This is a genomic window from Mesorhizobium sp. M0227 (assembly GCF_040321855.1).
In the GTDB taxonomy this organism is placed as follows: Bacteria; Pseudomonadota; Alphaproteobacteria; order Rhizobiales; family Rhizobiaceae; genus Mesorhizobium.
This window is the reverse complement of the sequence record NZ_JAMYSJ010000017.1, coordinates 42,289-62,347: the sequence shown is the minus strand read 5'-3', so window position 1 is coordinate 62,347 and position 20,059 is coordinate 42,289. Positions and strand designations below refer to the sequence as shown.

The window sequence follows — 20,059 nt, the reverse complement described above, 5'->3', positions numbered from 1 at the left end:
AGCCATGCAGCCACCACCCAGGATCAACCATCGGGCAGAACGACAAATGAGTGTGCATCCTATCCAGCAAGCCCACACAGACGGCGACGCGATCGATCGGCTGGTGGCATCTCATCGGCCAGGTCACGGCCTGGTGCGTGCCTTCTATCATGACCAGGCAATCTTCGAGCGCGACATGGAACGTGTCTTTCGCCGCCACTGGCACTGCCTGGCCCATGCCAGCGTCATCGCGAACCCGGGCGATTTCGAGCTGTTCAAACTGGGCGACGAGGCGGTCATCCTGACACGCGGCATGGATGGCACCGTGCATGCCATGCTCAATGTCTGCCGCCACCGCGGCGCCGAGGTCTGCACCAAGGAAAAGGGCAACGCGAAGATGTTCGTGTGCCCCTACCACGCCTGGAGCTATTCCAATGACGGCTCATTGCGCGCTGCCCGCCTGATGCCGAAGGATTTCGACCGCTCGGCGCACGGGCTGAAGAAGCTTCATGTCCGCGTCGCCTCCGGGCTGGTCTTCATTTCCTTCGCCGAGACGCCGCTCGATTTCGATCCGATCGAACAGTCGCTGCGCACGAGTTGCGGCCAATATGGCTGGGGCGACGCCAAGGTGGCGTATCGTCAGTCCTATCCGCTCGACGCCAACTGGAAGCTCGCCGTCGAGAACTATGTCGAATGCTACCATTGCGGACCGGCGCATCCGGAATATTCGCAGACGCATGCGCTGGAAAAACCGGCCGAGATGATCGAGCAGCTCAATGCGGCGATGGAGCAGCGCACCTGCGCGCTCGGCATCGAGATCGGCAGCGCCAACCGCTGGCAGAACTCGGCGGCCGGTCAGGAAGCAATCGACACCTTCCGCTACGCGCTCTATGACGGCGTTTCGAGCGGCAGCCAGGACGGCTCTCCGGTGGCCCCGCTGATGGGCCGCTTCACCGACTATGACGGTGGCGTCACTTCCATCCATCTCGGCGGCACGACCTTTCTCGTCTGCTATCCCGATCACGGCATGATCTACCGATTCATCCCGAAAACGGCTGGTACATGCGAGATGGAACTGATCTGGCTGGTGCGCGGCGACGCGGTCGAGGGTCAGGATTACGATCTGGAGAAGCTGACCTGGCTATGGAAGGTCACCACCGACGAAGACAAGAAGATCATCGAGCACACCGCGCGCGGCGTGCGCTCGCACTATTTCGTGCCCGGACCTATCGCGCCGATGGAATACAACGAACTGCGCTACATCGGCTGGTATCTCGAGGAGATCAGCCGGGCCTGAACGGTTCGGCTGCCTTAGGAGGATCAGGCAGATCTTGCCTTTCGCGTCATTCCGCGCTGAGCCCGTATCGGTCGACGACTTCGGGGTTGATGAGCTTGGCATGCAGTGTCATCAGCACGATCTGCGCGTCGAGGCTGTCGCCGGTTTCAAGCGCCGCCTCGATGCGGCGCTCGGCTTCCAGCGTCCGCTGATGGCCATTGGCTTGCTCGAAGGTTTCGGGACCCGCGATGCAATAGCTGCATAATTGTGCCACCGACGCATAGGTACCCCGTGGCGGCTCGTCGGGCCAGCGATCCTTCATGAGATTGACCAGGGTAAGCTTCACGCCCTCCGGCACAAGGGCTGGATGCAGATCCGCGCCGCGCAATGCATCGTCGAGCTGCCTCAAGTCGCCCGAGCGGCCGAACATTCCGAGGAAGCCGAGGGAAGAGCGCCGTCCGGCCATGATGTCTCCTTCCGTTCCAGCCCACTTAGGTGGTGGGCAAGCGAATTACAAAGGCGGTGCTATCTAACCAGCCGCCGCCAGCAAGACCCCTGCAAGGGCGGATAGCGCGAGTGTCGCCAGCATGCCGATCTTCAGCTTCAGGATGGCGATCATGGCGGCACCCGAAAGCAAGGCCGCACGCCAGTCGATCGACGAAAGCACCGGCACATTCATGCCAAGACCCGTCGCATGCACCTCACGGAAGATGACGTGCAAGCCAAACCATAGGGCCAGATTCATAATCACCCCGACAATTGCGGCGGTGATCGCGCCCAGTGCGGCCGACAGTGCCTTGTTGCCGCGCAACGCCTCGATGTAGGGCGCCCCGAGGAATATCCAGAAAAAGCAGGGCGTGAACGTCACCCACAGGGTGAGCAACGCCCCCAGCGATCCGGCAAGCAACGGGTCCAGCGAGCCGGAGTGGCGGAACGCGGCGATGAAGCCGACGAACTGCAGCACCAGGATGAGCGGCCCCGGCGTCGTTTCGGCAAGCCCAAGGCCATCAACCATTTCACCAGGGGCCAGCCAGCCGAAGGACTGGACGGCTGCCTGCGCGACATAGGCAAGCACCGCATAGGCGCCACCGAAGGTGACGACAGCCATGAGACTGAAGAACCGGCCTATCTCGGTCCAGACGCTTGCAGAGCCGGTGAACCACCAGATCAAAAGAACAGGCCCGAGCCAGAGCGGCAGCCAGATGGCGACGGTGCGCGGCGCATGCCATTTGGTCGGTTTGACATGGGCGAGTTCGCCGCGTTCGAACATCAGGTCGACCGCTCCCTTGAAGTCGGCAACATCGTCCTTGCCATGGGCCGAGCCGGAAAACAGGCCGGGAGCAATGCGATCCCCCAGCCATCCCGTCAGGCCGGCGAACAAGACGATGAGCGGAAACGGCACATTCAACGCATAGATGGCGATGAACGCCGCGACCGCGATCGACACCATGACCCGGTTCTTGAGGGCGCGCCGTCCGATCCGGATCACCGCCTCGATGACGATGGCAAGCACCGCCGCCTTCACCCCGAAAAACAGCGCCGCGACGAGTGGCATGTCGCCGTAGAGCATGTAAAGGCTGCTCAAGACGAGCATGACCAGCGCGCCCGGCACGACGAACAGGATGCCGGCGACAAGGCCGCCGATCGTCCTGTGCAGCAGCCAGCCGACATAGATGGCGAGTTGCTGGGCTTCCGGGCCAGGCAGCAACATGCAGTAGTTCAACGCATGCAGGAAGCGCTGTTCACCGATCCAGCGCCGGTCCTCGACCAGCTCCTTGTGCATCAGCGCGATCTGCCCGGCAGGTCCGCCGAAGCTGAGCAATCCGATCCTCGCCCAGACCTTCGTGGCTTCCGCGAAGGTCGGCGCAGCCGGCGGCTCGACGGCCACCGCCTTGTTGTCGGGGACAAGAATGGTCATGACGGCTTACCCGCAGCGGGCCAGTTGTGCGTTTCTTCGGTGGCGTCGCGACACCAGCGGAAGAACGCGTCGTAGAGCAGCATGCCTGCTTCCAGTTGTTCCAGATCGTCGCGGTACATACGCGACAGACCCAGCGAGGCAGCCAGAAAACCGGCCGCCTGGGGCACCAAGTCGAGGCTTGCGGTGTCGGCCGCGCGCACGATTACGGCGAGGCGATCGAGCGCCTCGGATTCCAACCCGAACTCCTCGATCATCGTGTCGAAGGTGCAGCGTTCGCCACGATGGCTCCAGAACACATTGTCGATGTCGAACGGCACGGCCTGAAAGCGGTCGGCAACAGCCAATACTTCAGCGGGCTCGACAAACAGGAACACCGCGTCGGGGTCGAGGAAACGCCGGATCAGCCATGGGCAAGCGATGCGGTCGACCTTCGGGCGCGATCGCGTCACCCAGACGGTGGCGCCCTTTTCATTGCGCGGCGGCATTTTGGCGGTGCGGACCAGAAGTCCCCCGGCATCGCGCCAGGCCTCAAACCCGCTTTCAAGGGATTCGGCTGATATCCCCTCATGGCGCAGCCATGCAACGACGCCTTGCGAGAGCTTTTGCCCCTTCTGGCATACGACGGCCACCGGCTTGCCGGCGAATGCGGCCGCCCAGGTCGAAACGGTTTTGAAATCGCGCCGGCACGAAGCCGGCAACAGGCGCGGGTCGGCGTCGAAATCGTCATCGATGCGAACATCGATAATGACAGGCGCGCCCGGCAGACCGATGAGCCGGGACAGTTGCGATACAGTGATAGCGGTTGTTGACGGCATGGCGTCCACCTCCTGGAAGAGAAGCTTGGACGCGAACGTTGGGCTGACGCCTCACGGGGTCGTCGCGATGCACCCCTTGTCATGATGGTGGATTTGTTGGGCGCGCTTGTCAAGGACGGTGACCGTTCTCGACCTACCCGGCAACACGCTGACCGGAAAACCGACGGCGGCTTGATTTGATCAAGCCGCCATCCGTCGATCCAGAATCAATGATTGTCCCCGGAGCAATCAGTGATTGTCCCCGGAGCAATCAGTGATTGTCTCTGGGAACGCCGCTGGTGTGCGCGACGTCCTGATACTTCACCGCCGGCTTCAGCACCATTCCCTCCGAGAACTGCGCGACCATGCCGCGCTGGATCTCCTGCCAGGGTGTCTGGTGCTTGGGATAGTGGAAGCCACCATTGTTCTGCAGTTCGGCGCGGCGCCGGGTGATCTCGTCGTCGGTAACGAGGATGTCGGCCGTGCCCTTACGCAAGTCGATGCGGACCCTGTCGCCCGTCTTGAGCAGCGCCAGTCCGCCGCCGATCGCCGCTTCCGGCGAGGCGTTGAGGATCGATGGCGAACCCGACGTACCCGACTGGCGGCCGTCCCCGATGCAAGCGAGCGCGTGGATGCCCTTCTTGATGAGATAGGCCGGCGGCTGCATGTTGACGACTTCGGCACCGCCTGGATAGCCGACCGGGCCAGCGCCGCGCATGAACAGGATGGTGTGTTCGTCGATGCCTTGCGCCGGGTCGTCGATGCGGGCGTGGTAATCCTCCGGCCCATCGAAAACCATGGCGTTGCCTTCGAAAGCCTCGGGATCCTTGGGGTTGGAGAGATAGCGTTCGCGGAATTCCGGCGAGATGCCGCTGGTCTTCATGATCGCCGAATCGAACAGATTGCCCCGAAGATTGATGAAGCCGGCATTGGCCTTCAGCGGCTTGGCGACAGAGCGGATGACGTCGGGATTTTCGTTGGCGACGCCCTCGCTATTCTCACCGATCGACTTGCCGTTGACGGTGCGCGCGCCGGGATGCGGCAACAGCCCGCCCTTCATCAGTTCGGCGATGACCGCCGGCACGCCGCCGGCATGGTGGTAGTCCTCGCCAAGGTATTCGCCCGTCGGCTGCAAATTGACCAGTAGCGGCACATTGAGGCCGACCGTCTGCCAGTCGTCATTGTCGAGCTTGACTCCAAGGTGGCGCGCGATGGCGTTGAGGTGGATCGGCGCGTTGGTCGAGCCGCCAATGGCCGAATTGACGACGATAGCGTTCTCGAAAGCTTCTCTCGTCATGATGTCGGACGGCTTCAGATCCTCATGCACCATCTCGACGATGCGCTTTCCGGTCTCATAGGAAATCTGGCCGCGCTCGCGGTAGGGCGCGGGAATCGCGGCCGAGCCCGGCAACTGCATGCCAAGCGCTTCGGCCAGCGAGTTCATCGTGGTGGCGGTGCCCATGGTGTTGCAATAACCGGTGGACGGCGCCGACGAGGCGACGATGTCCATGAACTCGTCATAATCGATCTCGCCGGCCGACAGGCGCTGGCGCGATTCCCAGACGATGGTGCCGGAGCCGGTGCGCTTGCCCTTGTGCCAGCCATTGAGCATCGGCCCGACCGACAGCGCGATCGCCGGGATGTTGACGGTGGCCGCCGCCATCAGTAGCGCCGGCGTCGTCTTGTCGCAACCGATGGTGAGCACGACGCCATCGAGCGGATAGCCGTAGAGCACTTCGACAAGGCTGAGATAGGCAAGGTTGCGGTCAAGTGCCGCGGTGGGGCGCTTGCCGGTCTCCTGGATCGGATGGCAGGGGAATTCGAAAGGAATGCCGCCCATCGAGACGATGCCTTCGCGCACACGCTTGGCGAGTTCGATATGGTGACGGTTGCAAGGCGACAGATCCGAGCCGGTCTGTGCGATGCCGATCAGCGGCTTGCCGGACATCAGTTCGGCGCGCGTCAGGCCGTAATTGAGATAGCGCTCGAGATAGAGCGCCGTCATGCCCGGATTGTCGGGATTGTCGAACCACTCCTGCGAGCGAAATTTTTTCTTGTGGGTGGGGGCGCCTGCCATCATGGTCTCCGTATTTGTAAGACAAATCGATATGGCAACGCGCGGGAGCAGGCAAGAGGGCGTGCGGTCGCAACCGGACTTTGGTGCGATAGACACGCACCAAGCCGTGCGTTACGGGTTCCGACAGTCTTGTCCGGGAGGTTTTCATGGCTTTGGTGATCGAAGGCGAGGAGCGCATTGCCGCACCGCTGCAAAAAGTGTGGGAAGCGCTGAACGATCCCGAGGTCTTGAAGGCGACCATTCCCGGCTGCCAGAGCCTGGAGATGAAGTCGCCGACCGAGATGGCGGCAACCGTGGTGGTGAAGATCGGACCGATCAAGGCGACGTTCAACGGCGAAGTGACGCTGAAGAACCTGAAGCCGCCGCACTCCTACACCATCCAGGGCGAAGGCAAGGGCGGCATTGCCGGCTTCGCCAAGGGTGGCGCCGACGTGACGCTGACGGCAGATGGACCTGACGCCACGGTATTGAACTACGCGGCCAAGGCCGATGTCGGCGGCAAGATCGCCCAGCTCGGCAGCCGCCTGATCGAATCGACCTCGAAGAAACTGGCCGGACAGTTTTTTTCGTCGTTCGGCGAAAAGGTCGGCGGCTGAGCCCTCAAGCGGGCATCACTCGAACACAATACTCGGCACCGCCGCTGCCGCCGCGCCACGCTCTTCATTGACCCGGTCCCAGACCTTCGAAGCGATGTCGCGATAGATTTTCGCCTCGGCGCCGTCAGGCTTCGAGACGACAACCGGCGTGCCGGCATCCGAACTTTCGCGGATGCCCATCTCGAGCGGCACTTCGCCAAGGAAGGTGACGCCGAGGCGCTCGGCCTCGCGGCGCGCGCCGCCATGGCCAAAGATGTCGTAGCGCTTGCCGGTGTCCGGGGCGATGAAATAGCTCATGTTCTCGATGATGCCGAGCAACGGGACGTCGACCTTCTTGAACATGTTGAGGCCTTTTCGCGCGTCGATCAGGGCCAGATCCTGTGGCGTCGAGACGATGACAGCACCAGCCAGCGGCACCTGCTGGGCCATGGTCAGTTGCGCGTCGCCGGTACCGGGCGGCATGTCGACGACGAGCACGTCGAGACGGCCCCATTCGACCTCGCGCAGCATCTGCGTCAGCGCCGACATCACCATCGGGCCGCGCCAGATCATCGGCGTTTCCTCGTCGACGAGGAAGCCCATCGACATCACCTTCAGGCCGTAATTCTCCATCGGTTTCAGGATCTTGCCGTCGACGGTCTGCGGCCGTCCGTGGATGTTGAGCAGCCTGGGCATGGACGGTCCGTAGATGTCGGCATCCAGCACGCCGACGCGCAAGCCGTTGGCGGCGAGGCCGAGCGCGATGTTGACGGCGGTGGTCGACTTGCCGACGCCGCCCTTGCCGGAGGCAACGGCAATGATCGCCTCGATACCGGGCACGCCACGCTTGCCCGAGCTGTGCGAGGCCGGTGCGTGCGGAGTCGCACGCGCCGCGGCGGCAGCGGGCTGAGCCGGCGGCGCGGGCCTGGGTGCGGGGCGCGAGGGAACCGGCGCCTCCATGCCGCCGCCCTTCTTTTCGGCCGTCAGCGCGACGACGGCGCCGGCGACACCGGGGATCGCCTTGACGACACGCTCGGCGGCAGCGCGCAGCGGCTCCATCTCCTGGGCGCGGGCGGCGGGAACGGTAATCGAGAAGAAGACCTTCCCGTCGGCGATGAAAATTTCCGAAACCATGCCGAGGTCGACGATGTTGCCGGTGAAATCCGGCCCGTTGACCGTCTTCAGACGCTCGGTGACGATTTCCTTGGTGACGGACATGGCAGTTTTTCCTTACGCAGCTTGCGCCTGAGATGCAGCTTGCACCTGAGATAATGCAGTTTCCGGACAGAACCAAGCCGTGGAGCAATGGCTGTCTTGGCGTGCCTGAAAAAGCGGCGGGTCCTGTCGGATTTCATCCGCGCCAAACGTCTTCCAGATAATCGAGCGCCGATGCGGCCAACAATCAGGTCAAGCGACAGTCGTCAAACGATCGCGGCGACCTATTTCGGTGACCAGCACGGGCCGACAACCAGGAAAGGAGACCATCATGCTCGCAAACAGCAACGCAACGGCAAATCTGGCGGTAAGCGACCTGGCAAAGGCCAAGGCTTTCTACGAGGGAACGCTTGGCCTGCAACAGGTGCACGATGAGGGCGGCGAACTGATCGTCTACAAAAGTGGCGATACCACCCTCAACGTCTATCATTCCCAATTTGCCGGAACCAATAAGGCGACAGCGGTGACCTGGATGGTTGGCGACGGGATCGGCGATATCGTCAAGGCGCTGAAGTCGAAGGGCGTCGCCTTCGAGCACTATCAGATGCCGGGCCTGACACTGGAGGGCGATATCCACGTCGGTTACGGAATGAAGGTCGCCTGGTTCAAGGATCCAGACGGCAACATCCTGAACCTTGTGGACAGGTAGATTTCCTCACCTCACCTCGCCAGGCCAACCGCGAGGTAGGTGAGCGCCGAAATCAAAGCGGTGGCCGGCAGGGTGACGATCCAGGCAATGACGATATTGCCGGCAATGCCCCAGCGCACGGCCGAGACGCGGCGGGCGGCGCCGACGCCGATGATGGCGCCGGTGATCGTGTGCGTGGTCGATACGGGAACGCCGAGCCAGGTCGCGGCAAACAGCGTGATCGCCCCACCGGTCTCGGCGCAAAAACCCTGCATCGGGTTCAGCCGGGTGATCTTCGAGCCCATGGTGTGGACGATGCGCCAGCCGCCGAACAACGTACCGAGCGCCAGCGCCGTCTGACAGGTGAGCACGACCCACAGCGGCACATAGAAAGTCGCGCCGAGCATGCCTTGCGAATAGAGCAGCACGGCAATGATGCCCATGGTCTTCTGGGCGTCATTGCCGCCGTGCCCGAGGGAATAGAGCGAGGCGGAAAAGAACTGCATGACGCGGAAGGTGCTGTCGACCGCAAACGGTGTCTGGCGCACGAAGAGCCAGGAAACGGCAAGGATCAGGACAAGAGCCAGGATAAAGCCGGTCGCTGGCGACAAGACGATTGCCGCAACCGTCTTGCCAAGCCCTGTCCAGACGATGGCGCCCACGCCTGCCTTTGCCACACCGGCGCCGACCAGACCGCCAATCAGCGCGTGCGAGCTGCTCGACGGGATGCCGGCGATCCAGGTGACGATGTTCCAGACGATGGCGCCGACGAGCGCTGCAAAGATCACCGCCGGGGTGACGATGCTGACGTCGATGATACCCTTGCCCACGGTCTCGGCAACGTGGAGGCCGAAGAACATGAAGGCGATGAAATTGAAGAATGCCGCCCACAGCACCGCATATTGCGGCCGCAGCACGCGGGTGGAAACGATGGTGGCGATGGAATTGGCGGCATCGTGCAGGCCGTTGAGAAAGTCGAAGAACAGTGCGACGGCGACGAGGCCGGCCAGCACGGGAAAGGCAATGGTGGCTTCCATCACCTAGACATTCTCAATGACGATGCCGCTGATCTCGTTGGCGACGTCCTCGAAGCGGTCGACCACCTTTTCCAGCTGGCCATAAATCTCTGAGCCGATCATATAGGCCATCGGATCGCTGCTGCCGTGCTTCCTGAAGAGATCCTTCAGCCCTTGCTCATGCAGGTCGTCGGCCCGGCTTTCGACGCGCATTACCTCTTCGGCGATGGCGTTGAGGCGCACAGTATGCGTCGCGACCTTGCTGAGCAGCGGGATCGCCTCGGCCACCAGCTTGGCGGCGGCGACGATGACGCCACCCATTTCCTGCATCAGCGGATCGAACTCCTTGCGCTCGAACAGCTTCACCGTCTTGACCGTCTTGTGCATCATATCGATGGCATCATCCATCGACTGGATCAGGTCCTTGATGTCGCCGCGATCGAAAGGCGTGATGAAGGAGCGCCGCACCGCCAGCAGGACTTCCGCGGTGATGTGGTCGGCCTCATCTTCGAGATCGATGATTTTCTGGCACCATAGGTCGATATCCCTGCCCTGGAGAAGCTGCTCCAGCGCCTCGGCGCCGCCGACCACGGTGCGGGAATGTCGTTCGAACAGGTCGAAGAAGCGATCTTCGCGCGGCAAAAGCTTGCGGAACCAGCCCAGCATGGTCGATCTCCCAGTTTCATCCACATAGCGCCGCATCGCGCCGCGGGAAACAGGTAGCCGGCTTAAAGGTGTGGATGCCGGGCAATTGTGCGTGGTGCTTGCGGTAGAGCACAATTTCCCCGACCTTGCAGCGAACGACCGGAAAGATCGCATGATCGACAAGCTGGAATTCTTCATCGCGCTCGCCAGGGAGGAGCATTTCGGCCGGGCGGCGGAGGTATGCGGCGTCACCCAACCGACGCTCTCGGCCGGCATCAAGCAGTTGGAAGGCCAGCTTGGCGTCATGCTGGTTCTGCGCGGCTCACGCTTCCAGGGGCTGACGCCGGAGGGAAAACAGGTGCTGGTGTGGGCACGCCGCATCGTCGGCGACACCAGAACCATGCGCGAGGAAATGCGCGCGGCGCGCCACGGACTTTCCGGCCGTATCCGCATCGCCGCCATCCCGACGGCGCTCGCCATGCTGCCGCGGCTGACGACGCCGTTTCGCGAAAAGCATCCCGGCGTCACCTTTTCGGTGCTGTCGCGGACCTCGATCGAGGTGCTGTCGCTGCTCGGCAATTTCGACATCGATGCCGGGATCACCTATCTCGACAACGAGCCGCTGGGGCGGGTGACCAGCGTGCCGCTCTATGACGAGCGCTACCAACTGATCACCGCGATGGGGAATCCCTATTCCGACCGCGACAAAGTGACATGGGCGGAGCTCTCGAGCCTGCCGCTGTGTCTGTTGACGCCGGACATGCAGAACCGCCGCATCATCGATCAGCATCTGGCCGAAGCCGGCGTGCAGGTGCGACCGACGCTGGAATCCAATTCCATGATCGTGCTGTTTTCGCACATCCGCACCGGCAAATGGTCGTCGATCATGCCGCTCAACCTTGCGGAAACATTCGGCTTTTCCGAGCCGATCCGGGCCATTCCGATCATCGAGCCAGATGCCAGCCACACGGTCGGCCTGGTGGCGACACCGCGCGAACCGCACACACCTTTGGTCTCGGCGCTGCTGGACGAGGCAATGGCGCTGGCGGACGATTTCCACGCCAACCGTTCCGCTAGACAGAGTTAGCCAAACGGAACGATAGAAAATTTCTATCGTACAACGAAACCGCTTTATTGATTTCAGAGGTTTTCTCTGGTTTCTTAAGCACTTAGCGATAAAGCGGCACGCGCATGTCGTTGTTCCAAAACAGCTTGATGCTCTTGGCCGATAGTATGGGTCGCTACGATAGGGAGGGCGCTGCATGACAATGCAGCCTGCAAGTACCGAGATTACGTCGCGCACGGCCGCGATCATCCAGGAGATGAAGGGCCTCGAAGGCCCATTGCTGCCGATCCTTCACGGCATCCAGGAAGAGTTCGGCCATGTGCCCAAGGATGCGCTGCCGGTCATCGCCGAGGCGCTGAACATTTCCAGGGCCGAGGTGCACGGCGTCGTCAGCTTTTATCATGATTACCGCAGCCACCCGGCAGGCAGGCATGTGCTGAAGCTCTGCCAGGCGGAATCCTGCCAGTCGATGGGTTCGGACGCCATCGCCGCCAAGCTGAAGCAATTGCTGGGCATCGGCTTCCATGAGACGACCCGCGACGGTTCGGTGACGCTGGAGCCGGTCTATTGTCTCGGCCTGTGCGCCTGTTCGCCCGCCGCAATGCTGGATGGCGAGGTGATCGGGCGGCTCGATGACGAGAAGCTCGACGAGATCGTTGCAGAGGTGCGCTCATGATCCCGCGTATCTACATTCCCGGCGATTCCGGTGCGCTGGCGCTTGGCGCCGAAAAGGTCGCCAAGGCGATCGCCGGCGAACTCGCCGAGCGCGGCATCGAAGCCAAGATCGTGCGCAACGGGTCGCGCGGCGCCTATTTCCTCGAGCCTATGGTCGAAGTCGCGACAGCCAATGGCCGCATCGCCTACGGGCCGGTCAAGCCGTCCGACGTCAAAAGCCTGTTCGACAGCGGCTTCCTCACCGGCGGCCACCACAAGCGCTGGCTGGGCACGCCGGACAAGATCCCCTTCCTGGCCAAGCAGACGCGGCTGACCTTCGCGCGCTGCGGCGTCACGGATCCGCTTTCGCTCGAATCCTACAAGAAGCATGGCGGGTTGAACGGACTGACGAACGCGCTGGCGCTGACGCCTGCCGCCACCGTCGCCCAGGTTACCGAGTCGGGCCTGCGCGGGCGCGGCGGCGCAGGCTTCCCGACCGGCATCAAGTGGAAAACGGTGCTCGATACCGCAGGCGACCGCAAATACATCGTCTGCAACGCCGACGAAGGCGATTCGGGTACCTTCGCCGATCGCATGATCATGGAGGGCGATCCCTTCGTGCTGATCGAAGGCATGACGATCGCCGGTATAGCCACGGGCGCGACGAAGGGCTTCGTCTATGTCCGCTCGGAATATCCGCATGCGGTGGCGGTGATGAACAAGGCCGTCGAGATCGCCCGCAAGGCTGGCGTTCTTGGCGCCAGCGTGCTGGGCTCACCCTACGCTTTCGACATGGAGATCCGGGTCGGCGCCGGCGCCTATGTCTGCGGCGAGGAGACGGCGCTGCTCGATTCGCTCGAGGGCAAACGCGGCATGGTTCGGGCAAAGCCGCCACTGCCGGCGCATAAGGGGCTGTTCGGCAAGCCGACGGTGATCAACAACGTCATCTCGCTGGCCTCGGTGCCTGTCATCATGGACAAGGGTGCGGCCTACTACAAGGATTTCGGCATGGGCCGCTCGCGCGGCACGATCCCGATCCAGATCGCCGGCAACGTCAAATATGCCGGTCTGTTCGAAGCCGCTTTCGGCATGACGCTGGGCGAGATCGTCGACGAGATCGGCGGCGGCACGGCCACGGGGCGCCCCGTCAAGGCCGTGCAGGTCGGCGGGCCGCTCGGCGCCTATTTCCCGCGCGCGCTGTTCGACACGCCATTCGATTATGAAGCCTTCGCCGCCAAGGACGGGCTGATCGGCCATGCCGGCATCGTGGTGTTCGACGACACCGCCGACATGCTGAAACAGGCGCGCTTCGCCATGGAGTTCTGCGCCATCGAAAGCTGTGGCAAATGCACGCCCTGCCGCATCGGCTCGACGCGCGGGGTTGAGACCATCGACAGAATAGTTGCGGGCATTGAGCCGGAGAAGAACCTCGCTCTGGTCACCGATCTCTGCAACACGATGAAGTTTGGTTCGCTCTGCGCGCTGGGCGGCTTCACGCCCTATCCCGTGATGAGCTCGATCACCCATTTCCCCGACGACTTCAAGCCAGCGCCCGTGCGCGTGGCTGCCGAATAGGAGCTGGCAGATGAACATCAAGGCCGACTTCCCCTCCCTCGTCGAAGAGATCGACTACGGAACCCCCCAATCGAAGGCGCAGAAGCAGGTCACGCTGAACGTCGACGGGCGCAGCATCACCGTGCCGGAAGGCACCTCGATCATGCGTGCGGCCATGGAGGGCGGGGTCGAGATCCCGAAGCTTTGCGCCACCGACATGCTGGACTCCTTCGGGTCGTGCCGTGTCTGCCTTGTCGAGATCGAAGGACGTGGCGGCACGCCGGCGTCCTGCACGACGCCCGTCGGCGAAGGCATGATCGTGCGCACGCAGACCGAGCGGCTCGACGCCATTCGCCGAGGCGTCATGGAACTCTACGTCTCCGACCATCCGACCGGCTGGAACGAACAGGCCGGAACCGGCGCCAGCGAGTTCGATGCAGTGGCGAAGTCGATCGGCCTGATCGAGAACCGCTACGGCATCGAAGGTCGCAACCACGTCAAGCCGGAAGGTGGCGTGGCGCCCGGCCATGGCTCGCTGGCGGTCGACTACATCGCCCGCGACGAGTCCAACCCCTATTTCACCTATGATGCCTCGCAATGCATCGTCTGCTCGCGCTGCGTGCGGGCCTGCGAAGAGGTGCAGGGCACCTTCGCGCTGACCATCGAGGGACGAGGCTTCGAATCCCGGGTTTCGGCGGGGATGCACGAGGCGTTCATCGATTCGGAATGCGTGTCCTGCGGCGCCTGCGTCCAGGCCTGTCCAACCGATGCGCTGCGTGAGAAGACGGTGCTTGCCAAGGGCCTGCCGGAGCGCTCCGCCGTCACCACCTGTGCCTATTGCGGCGTCGGCTGCTCATTCAAGGCCGAGGTGAAGGGTGACGAAGTCGTTCGCATGATGCCCTATAAGGAGGGCAAGGCGAACCACGGCCATTCCTGCGTCAAGGGCCGTTTCGCCTATGGCTATGCCACCCACAAGGACCGCGTCCTGTCGCCGATGATCCGGGAAAAGGTCACCGACCCGTGGCGCGAGGTGAGTTGGGAAGAGGCGATCGCCCATACGGCCAAGGAATTCCGCCGCATCCAGTACCAGTATGGACGCACCTCGATCGGCGGCATAACCTCCTCGCGCTGCACCAATGAGGAAACTTACCTAGTCCAGAAGATGGTGCGGCAAGGTTTCCGCAACAACAATGTCGACACCTGCGCACGAGTCTGCCATTCGCCGACGGGCTACGGGCTCGGCCAGACCTATGGCACCTCCGCTGGCACGCAGGATTTCGATTCCGTCGACTTCACCGACGTCGCCGTCATCATCGGCGCCAATCCGGCTTCCGCCCACCCGGTGTTCGCCTCGCGGCTGAAGAAGCGGCTGCGCCAGGGCGCCAAGCTGATCGTGCTCGATCCGCGCCGCACCGAGATGGTCAAGTCGGCCCATATCGAAGCGGATTACCACCTGCCGCTGAAGCCCGGCACCAATGTGGCCGTGCTGACGGCGCTGGCGCATGTGATCGTCACCGAGGGCCTGTTCGACGAAGCCTTCATCCGCGAACGCTGCGACTGGACGGAGTTCCAGGATTGGGCATCGTTCGTCGCCTTGCCGGAAAACAGCCCCGAAACCGTCGGCAAATTGTCCGGCGTCGATCCCGAGCTGATCCGCGGTGCTGCGCGTCTCTACGCCACCGGCGGCAACGGCGCGATCTATTACGGCCTCGGCGTGACGGAACACAGCCAGGGTTCGACCACTGTGATGGCAATCGCCAATCTCGCCATGGCCACCGGCAATATCGGCCGGCCCGGCGTCGGCGTGAACCCGCTGCGCGGCCAGAACAACGTGCAGGGCTCCTGCGACATGGGCTCCTTCCCGCACGAACTGCCCGGCTACCGCCACATCTCCGGCGAAGCCGTGCGCGATATCTATGAGACCTTGTGGGGCGTGAAGCTGGACGACGAACCCGGCCTGCGCATCCCCAACATGCTGGACGCCGCCGTCGACGGCAGCTTCAAGGGCATCTACATCCAGGGCGAAGACATTCTGCAGTCCGATCCCGACACCAAGCATGTCGCCGCCGGCCTTGCCGCGATGGAATGCGTCGTCGTGCACGACCTGTTCCTCAACGAGACCGCAAACTATGCGCATGTCTTCCTGCCGGGCTCGACTTTCCTGGAGAAGGACGGCACCTTCACCAACGCCGAGCGCCGCATCAACATGGTGCGCAAGGTTCTTGAGCCGAAGGCGCGCTACGCCGATTGGGAGGCGACGCAGGAGCTTGCCCGCGCGATCGGGCTGGACTGGAACTATCAGCATCCCTCGGAGATCATGGACGAGATCGCGATGACGACGCCGAGCTTTGCCGGCGTCTCCTTCGAGTTGCTCGACCGCGTAGGATCCGTGCAATGGCCCTGCAACGAGAAGGCGCCGCTCGGCACCCCGATCATGCACATCGATGCGTTCGTGCGCGGCAAGGGCAAGTTCATCCGGACCGAATATGTGGCGACGGACGAAAGGACGGGGCCGCGCTTCCCGCTGCTGCTCACCACCGGCCGCATCCTGTCGCAGTACAATGTCGGCGCGCAGACCAGGCGCACCGACAACAGCATGTGGCACTCGGAGGACCGGCTAGAGATCCACCCGCACGATGCCGAGAACCGCGGCTTGCGCGACGGCGACTGGGTCCGGCTGACGAGCCGCTCGGGCGAAACGACGCTGCGCGCGCTGATCACCGACCGGGTGTCGCCCGGTGTGGTCTACACGACGTTCCACCATCCGGACACGCAGGCCAACGTCATCACCACCGACTTCTCGGACTGGGCGACGAACTGTCCGGAATACAAGGTGACGGCGGTGCAGGTCGGCGCCTCCAACGGACCGTCGGAATGGCAGCGCGACTATGACGAGCAGGCCAAGCAGAGCCGGCGCATCGCGAAGCTGGAAGCGGCGGAATAGCTTTTGGGAACCTCGCTTTCGATAAAATGAGGGCGACGTTGCAATGACGGAGGAACAAAGGTGACTCGAAAGGAAGCCTACGAAATGCTCCTTCGCCTTTGTGAGAAGCAAGGCGCCGATCTGGATCGCTTCCTAAGTGATATTCAGGGACATGCTGCCAAAGAGGATTTCGAAAAGCTTCGGAGCATCGTCGGCAAGATAATGGGCAACGGACACTACGAGGCGTTTGAAGCCATTGCCCATGATGTTCCCGAATTGGCGCCTGTTTGGATGAAGCGAACCTGATGCGTACCCGCCAGCCTCTCAGCCAAATTTCCCGCTTGGCGCATCGCGCCAGCGGCACGGCTGCTGCCGACCGCATGGTGCCGGAAGAGACGCCGGTGGCGTTCTCCTTTGCCGGCACCACCCACGCCGTGATGATGGCGAGCCCGGCCGACTTCGAGGATTTCGCGCTCGGCTTCTCGCTGACCGAAGGCATCATCTCGTTACCGGATGAGATCGAAGCGATCGAGGTCGAGGACCATGGCGCCGGCATCGACATCCAGATCCGGCTGAAGGACCGAGCCAACACTCGTTTTGAAGCGCGGCGGCGAAGGCTCGCCGGCCCGGTCGGCTGCGGGCTCTGCGGCATCGAATCGATCGAGGAAGCAATGCGCTCGGTCGATGCGGTTGGTGCTTCAAAGCTTACGCTTGATGCCGACGACATTGTCCGTTCGGTCAAGCTTCTGTCGAAAGTGCAGCCGCTGCACACCGAGACCGGAGCCGTGCACGCCGCCGGCTTCTATGTACCTGGCAAGGGCATCGTCATGGCGCGCGAAGATGTCGGCCGTCACAATGCGCTCGACAAGCTGGCCGGCGCGCTGGCCAAAGCCCGCATCGACGGCGCATCCGGTGCTGTCGTGGTGACATCCAGGGTTTCGGTTGAAATGGTGCAGAAGACGGCTTCTATCGGCTCGGCCTTCATCATCGCCGTCTCGGCGCCGACCGCACTTGCCATCCGCACGGCGCAAGAGGCCGGCATGACGCTGGTGGCGCTGGTTCGCGGCGACGATTTTGATATTTTCACCCACCCCGACCGGGTGGTTTGCGGAGTTGCCAAGCATGTCGCATGACGAAGAACACATTATGAGCACCGCCGACAAGCTGGTGCGCATGGCAAACCAGATCGCCGATTTCTTCCATTCCAAGCCGCGCGAGGAAGGCATTGCCGGCGTCGCCGAGCACATCAACAAGTTCTGGGAGCCGAGGATGCGGCGGCAGTTCTTCGAAATGCTGGACGACGGCACCGGGAACTTCAACGAGTTGGTGGTGGCCGCCTCCGCCAGGATCAGGCGGCCGATCACGCCGGCTGCGGCCGACCTCAAACTCGGACTCGAGCCCTCCCCTGCCGATGTCGCCGCCTCGCAGGAATAGTCGCCAAGCCGCGCCGGCTTATATTCTCCATCGCTAAAGTTTAGCTGCGGCAATCTGCGCTGTTCTGCTATGGTTTGACGACCAGAAATCGTCAGGCCGGGGTGGAAATCTCGTGAGGCCGATCGAGACGCGATACGCCCGTAGCGGCGATGTGCGGATCGCCTATCAGGTGGTCGGGCAGGGATCGTTCGATCTCGTCTTCGTGCCGGGTTTCATTTCCAACCTCGACCTGCACTGGGAAGACGAGGGCTATACCAGGCTCTTGAAGCGGCTTTCGGCATTCTCGCGGCTGATCCTGTTCGACAAGCGCGGCACCGGTCTTTCCGACCGCGTCGACGCGCATAACCTGCCCAGTCTCGAAATGCGGATGGACGATGTGCGCGCGGTTATGGACGCCGCCGGCAGCGGCCGTGCAGCCCTGCTCGGCTCCTCCGAAGGCGCGCCGATGGCGATGCTGTTCGCCGCCACCTATCCGGAGCGGACGCGAGCTCTGGCGCTCTATGGCGGCTATGCGCATTTCCACAAATGGGTGATGTCGCGCGAACGCCTCGACGCTTTCATCGAGATGGCGGAGACAGCCTGGGGCACCGGCGCCACGCTGCCCCATTTCGCGCCGAGCCGGGTCGACGACGCGCATTTCGCTCAGTGGTGGGCACGTTTCGAACGATTATCGGCGAGCCCGACTTCGGCGGCGGCGCTGTGGCGCATGAACGCCGACGTCGACATCCGCCATATCCTGAGCGTGATCAGCGCGCCGACGCTTGTGATACATCGCCGCAACGATGCGCGGGTCGACCCCGATGCCAGCCGCTTCCTTGCGCAAAAGATTCCCGATGCCCGGCTCATCGAGATTCCGGGACGCGATCATCCGATCTGGACCGGCGATGTCGATGGGGTGGCCGACTTGATCGAGGAATTCCTGACCGGCGAGCGCGCCGTAGGCGAAGTGGACCGTGTGCTGGCGGCGCTGCTGGTGACACGCATCTACGACACGGCGCGGCTCGGCGACCGCATGTGGAGCGAACGCAGCCAACGCTTTCAGGAAACCTGGCAGCTGCTGGTCGGGCGCCATGGCGGGCGCTCTGTGGGCCTGCAGGGCGAGTTGATGATTTCGCGCTTCGATGGCCCGGCACGCGCCATTCGCTGCGCGGCGGCGCTGCGCGAGGCGGCGCAGGAAATCGGCGTGGCAAGCGCGCAAGGGGCGCATGTCGGCGAGATCGAAGTGCGCGGTCCGCCCGTTGGGATGACGGCGCGGGTGGCGATGCAACTAGCCGCCCATGCCGGCCGCGGCGACATTATCGCGTCGCGTCTGATCGCCGATCTAGCGGCTGGGTCGGGCCTGCATTTCACCGACGCCGGGCGCATCAGCGTCGACGAGTTGGAGGAGCCGTTGGCGCTGGTCCATGCGACGTCCGAACAACACCTGGAACCCGCCTGCCGGCCCAAACCCAAGGCTGCCGAGCCTGCCGCATTGACGGCGCGCGAAACCGAGGTGGTGAGCCTCGTCGCCGACGGCAAGAGCAATGCCGCGATCGCCGCCGAATTGAGGCTGAGCGAACACACGGTCAAGCGCCATGTCGCCAACATACTGCTCAAGCTGGACCTGCCGTCGCGGGCGGCGGCGGCGGCGTTCTCAGTCAGGCACCCTGGCCCGCACGGGCCATGAGAGCCATGGCGCTTTCGGGCGAAGCGGCCAAGGGCGGCTAGGCGCTATCAATTCTCCCATGCAGGCCAGGCGGATGTCGCCGGAAAGGTGCTGCGAACGGAGGAGGAAATGCTGACGTCGAACCAAACACTCAAATCGCTTGTGATAGCGGCAGGCATTGGAGCGCTGTTCGCCATCGCTCCGGCAAAGGCCGAGGATGCGTCCGCGGCGGCGACCTACAAGGACATTGAGGCGACGCTCGGCTCGGTGCCGGACATGTTCAAGACGTTGCCGGATGTGGCCGTCGCCGGCGCCTGGGCCGAGATCAAGGGCGTGCAGCTCAACCCGAAGACGGCGCTTGACGGCAAGACCAAGGAACTGCTGGGCCTCGCCGTCGCAGCACAAATCCCGTGCCAGTATTGCATCTATTTCCACACCGAGGCGGCCAGGCTCAACGGCGCCAGCGACGAGGAGATCAAGGAGGCGGTGGCGATGTCCGCGATCGTGCGCCACTGGTCGACGATGCTCAACGGCAGCCAGGTCGATCTGACGACCTTCAAGAAGCAGGCCGACGACGTGTTCGCGGCCGTCAAGGCGAAGTCGCAGTAAAAACCACTGCCTGGCGACAAGCGCCGGGCAGCACTTCGACCATCAACCGCC

The 20,059-nt window shown here is 63.1% G+C and carries 19 protein-coding genes; 12 read left to right on the top strand and 7 right to left on the bottom strand.

What is annotated here, in order from left to right; translation table 11 throughout:
• The first annotated feature begins 46 nt into the window (after positions 1-46).
• On the top strand, positions 47-1,276 hold the full coding sequence (locus NKJ00_RS21850) for an aromatic ring-hydroxylating oxygenase subunit alpha (protein WP_023811492.1): 1,230 nt from the start codon (positions 47-49) through the stop codon (positions 1,274-1,276).
• A gap of 46 nt (positions 1,277-1,322) precedes the next feature.
• Here NKJ00_RS21850 and NKJ00_RS21845 read toward each other — a convergent pair whose 3' ends face one another.
• From NKJ00_RS21845 to NKJ00_RS21830, 4 genes are all read right to left on the bottom strand, one after another.
• Positions 1,323-1,721, bottom strand: coding sequence for a hypothetical protein (locus NKJ00_RS21845; RefSeq protein WP_023811493.1), 399 nt, complete (start codon positions 1,719-1,721; stop codon positions 1,323-1,325).
• A 63-nt stretch (positions 1,722-1,784) separates the two neighbouring features.
• Complete coding sequence (chrA, locus tag NKJ00_RS21840; protein ID WP_352610804.1) at positions 1,785-3,173, bottom strand: chromate efflux transporter; 1,389 nt, start codon at positions 3,171-3,173, stop codon at positions 1,785-1,787.
• Entirely contained in the window at positions 3,170-3,988 is an 819-nt protein-coding gene (locus NKJ00_RS21835) for a chromate resistance protein ChrB domain-containing protein (protein WP_127290063.1), read from the bottom strand. Before NKJ00_RS21835 ends, chrA begins: the two co-directional genes overlap by 4 nt.
• 250 nt (positions 3,989-4,238) lie before the next feature.
• Entirely contained in the window at positions 4,239-6,044 is a 1,806-nt protein-coding gene (locus NKJ00_RS21830) for an IlvD/Edd family dehydratase (RefSeq protein ID WP_023811496.1), read from the bottom strand.
• Between the two features lie 146 nt (positions 6,045-6,190).
• Between NKJ00_RS21830 and NKJ00_RS21825 the strand changes: the two genes are divergently transcribed.
• Complete coding sequence (locus NKJ00_RS21825) at positions 6,191-6,640, top strand: SRPBCC family protein (RefSeq protein WP_023811497.1); 450 nt, start codon at positions 6,191-6,193, stop codon at positions 6,638-6,640.
• 15 nt (positions 6,641-6,655) lie between these two features.
• On the opposite strand, the gene NKJ00_RS21820 is transcribed toward NKJ00_RS21825, so the two are convergent.
• Entirely contained in the window at positions 6,656-7,837 is a 1,182-nt protein-coding gene (locus NKJ00_RS21820; RefSeq protein ID WP_352610806.1) for an Mrp/NBP35 family ATP-binding protein, read from the bottom strand.
• Positions 7,838-8,105: 268 nt separating this feature from the next.
• On the opposite strand from NKJ00_RS21820, the gene NKJ00_RS21815 reads away from it, so the two are divergent.
• Positions 8,106-8,483: a VOC family protein gene (locus NKJ00_RS21815; RefSeq protein ID WP_023811693.1), complete on the top strand. Its 378-nt coding sequence runs from the start codon at positions 8,106-8,108 to the stop codon at positions 8,481-8,483.
• 11 nt (positions 8,484-8,494) lie between these two features.
• On the opposite strand, the gene NKJ00_RS21810 is transcribed toward NKJ00_RS21815, so the two are convergent.
• Both NKJ00_RS21810 and NKJ00_RS21805 read right to left on the bottom strand, forming a co-directional pair.
• Entirely contained in the window at positions 8,495-9,499 is a 1,005-nt protein-coding gene (locus NKJ00_RS21810; RefSeq protein ID WP_023811692.1) for an inorganic phosphate transporter, read from the bottom strand.
• Between the two features lie 3 nt (positions 9,500-9,502).
• Positions 9,503-10,144, bottom strand: a complete 642-nt coding sequence (locus tag NKJ00_RS21805; RefSeq protein WP_023811691.1) for a DUF47 domain-containing protein — start codon at positions 10,142-10,144, stop codon at positions 9,503-9,505.
• A 151-nt stretch (positions 10,145-10,295) separates the two neighbouring features.
• On the opposite strand from NKJ00_RS21805, the gene NKJ00_RS21800 reads away from it, so the two are divergent.
• The 9 genes from NKJ00_RS21800 to NKJ00_RS21760 all read left to right on the top strand — a co-directional run bounded on the left by NKJ00_RS21800 (position 10,296) and on the right by NKJ00_RS21760 (position 20,008).
• A complete protein-coding gene (locus NKJ00_RS21800; RefSeq protein ID WP_027039670.1) occupies positions 10,296-11,210 on the top strand; it encodes a LysR family transcriptional regulator in 915 nt (304 codons plus the stop codon).
• A gap of 175 nt (positions 11,211-11,385) precedes the next feature.
• On the top strand, positions 11,386-11,865 hold the full coding sequence (locus tag NKJ00_RS21795; RefSeq protein ID WP_023811689.1) for a formate dehydrogenase subunit gamma: 480 nt from the start codon (positions 11,386-11,388) through the stop codon (positions 11,863-11,865).
• Positions 11,862-13,418, top strand: a complete 1,557-nt coding sequence (locus tag NKJ00_RS21790; protein WP_128304842.1) for a formate dehydrogenase beta subunit — start codon at positions 11,862-11,864, stop codon at positions 13,416-13,418. The genes NKJ00_RS21795 and NKJ00_RS21790 overlap by 4 nt, the downstream gene beginning before the upstream one ends.
• Before the next feature lie 10 nt (positions 13,419-13,428).
• Positions 13,429-16,341: a formate dehydrogenase subunit alpha gene (gene fdhF / locus NKJ00_RS21785; protein ID WP_352610807.1), complete on the top strand. Its 2,913-nt coding sequence runs from the start codon at positions 13,429-13,431 to the stop codon at positions 16,339-16,341.
• Positions 16,342-16,425: 84 nt separating this feature from the next.
• Entirely contained in the window at positions 16,426-16,626 is a 201-nt protein-coding gene (locus NKJ00_RS21780) for a thioredoxin domain-containing protein (protein ID WP_155930580.1), read from the top strand.
• Positions 16,626-17,453, top strand: coding sequence for a formate dehydrogenase accessory sulfurtransferase FdhD (gene fdhD, locus NKJ00_RS21775; RefSeq protein ID WP_128304839.1), 828 nt, complete (start codon positions 16,626-16,628; stop codon positions 17,451-17,453). The genes NKJ00_RS21780 and fdhD overlap by 1 nt, the downstream gene beginning before the upstream one ends.
• Positions 17,443-17,754 (top strand): formate dehydrogenase subunit delta, encoded by a 312-nt coding sequence (locus tag NKJ00_RS21770; protein WP_352610808.1) that lies wholly within the window; start codon positions 17,443-17,445, stop codon positions 17,752-17,754. Before fdhD ends, NKJ00_RS21770 begins: the two co-directional genes overlap by 11 nt.
• 112 nt (positions 17,755-17,866) lie before the next feature.
• Complete coding sequence (locus NKJ00_RS21765; RefSeq protein ID WP_352631095.1) at positions 17,867-19,420, top strand: alpha/beta fold hydrolase; 1,554 nt, start codon at positions 17,867-17,869, stop codon at positions 19,418-19,420.
• A gap of 108 nt (positions 19,421-19,528) precedes the next feature.
• Positions 19,529-20,008 (top strand): carboxymuconolactone decarboxylase family protein, encoded by a 480-nt coding sequence (locus tag NKJ00_RS21760; RefSeq protein WP_023811682.1) that lies wholly within the window; start codon positions 19,529-19,531, stop codon positions 20,006-20,008.
• Positions 20,009-20,059 lie beyond the last annotated feature (51 nt).

Coding starts and splice junctions, on each gene's coding strand:
- NKJ00_RS21850 (WP_023811492.1), top strand. CDS start 47: ATGAGTGTGCATCCTATCCAGCAAGCCCACACAGACGGCGACGCGATC.
- NKJ00_RS21845 (WP_023811493.1), bottom strand. CDS start 1,721: ATGGCCGGACGGCGCTCTTCCCTCGGCTTCCTCGGAATGTTCGGCCGC.
- chrA (WP_352610804.1), bottom strand. CDS start 3,173: ATGACCATTCTTGTCCCCGACAACAAGGCGGTGGCCGTCGAGCCGCCG.
- NKJ00_RS21835 (WP_127290063.1), bottom strand. CDS start 3,988: ATGCCGTCAACAACCGCTATCACTGTATCGCAACTGTCCCGGCTCATC.
- NKJ00_RS21830 (WP_023811496.1), bottom strand. CDS start 6,044: ATGGCAGGCGCCCCCACCCACAAGAAAAAATTTCGCTCGCAGGAGTGG.
- NKJ00_RS21825 (WP_023811497.1), top strand. CDS start 6,191: ATGGCTTTGGTGATCGAAGGCGAGGAGCGCATTGCCGCACCGCTGCAA.
- NKJ00_RS21820 (WP_352610806.1), bottom strand. CDS start 7,837: ATGTCCGTCACCAAGGAAATCGTCACCGAGCGTCTGAAGACGGTCAAC.
- NKJ00_RS21815 (WP_023811693.1), top strand. CDS start 8,106: ATGCTCGCAAACAGCAACGCAACGGCAAATCTGGCGGTAAGCGACCTG.
- NKJ00_RS21810 (WP_023811692.1), bottom strand. CDS start 9,499: ATGGAAGCCACCATTGCCTTTCCCGTGCTGGCCGGCCTCGTCGCCGTC.
- NKJ00_RS21805 (WP_023811691.1), bottom strand. CDS start 10,144: ATGCTGGGCTGGTTCCGCAAGCTTTTGCCGCGCGAAGATCGCTTCTTC.
- NKJ00_RS21800 (WP_027039670.1), top strand. CDS start 10,296: ATGATCGACAAGCTGGAATTCTTCATCGCGCTCGCCAGGGAGGAGCAT.
- NKJ00_RS21795 (WP_023811689.1), top strand. CDS start 11,386: ATGACAATGCAGCCTGCAAGTACCGAGATTACGTCGCGCACGGCCGCG.
- NKJ00_RS21790 (WP_128304842.1), top strand. CDS start 11,862: ATGATCCCGCGTATCTACATTCCCGGCGATTCCGGTGCGCTGGCGCTT.
- fdhF (WP_352610807.1), top strand. CDS start 13,429: ATGAACATCAAGGCCGACTTCCCCTCCCTCGTCGAAGAGATCGACTAC.
- NKJ00_RS21780 (WP_155930580.1), top strand. CDS start 16,426: ATGCTCCTTCGCCTTTGTGAGAAGCAAGGCGCCGATCTGGATCGCTTC.
- fdhD (WP_128304839.1), top strand. CDS start 16,626: ATGCGTACCCGCCAGCCTCTCAGCCAAATTTCCCGCTTGGCGCATCGC.
- NKJ00_RS21770 (WP_352610808.1), top strand. CDS start 17,443: ATGTCGCATGACGAAGAACACATTATGAGCACCGCCGACAAGCTGGTG.
- NKJ00_RS21760 (WP_023811682.1), top strand. CDS start 19,529: ATGCTGACGTCGAACCAAACACTCAAATCGCTTGTGATAGCGGCAGGC.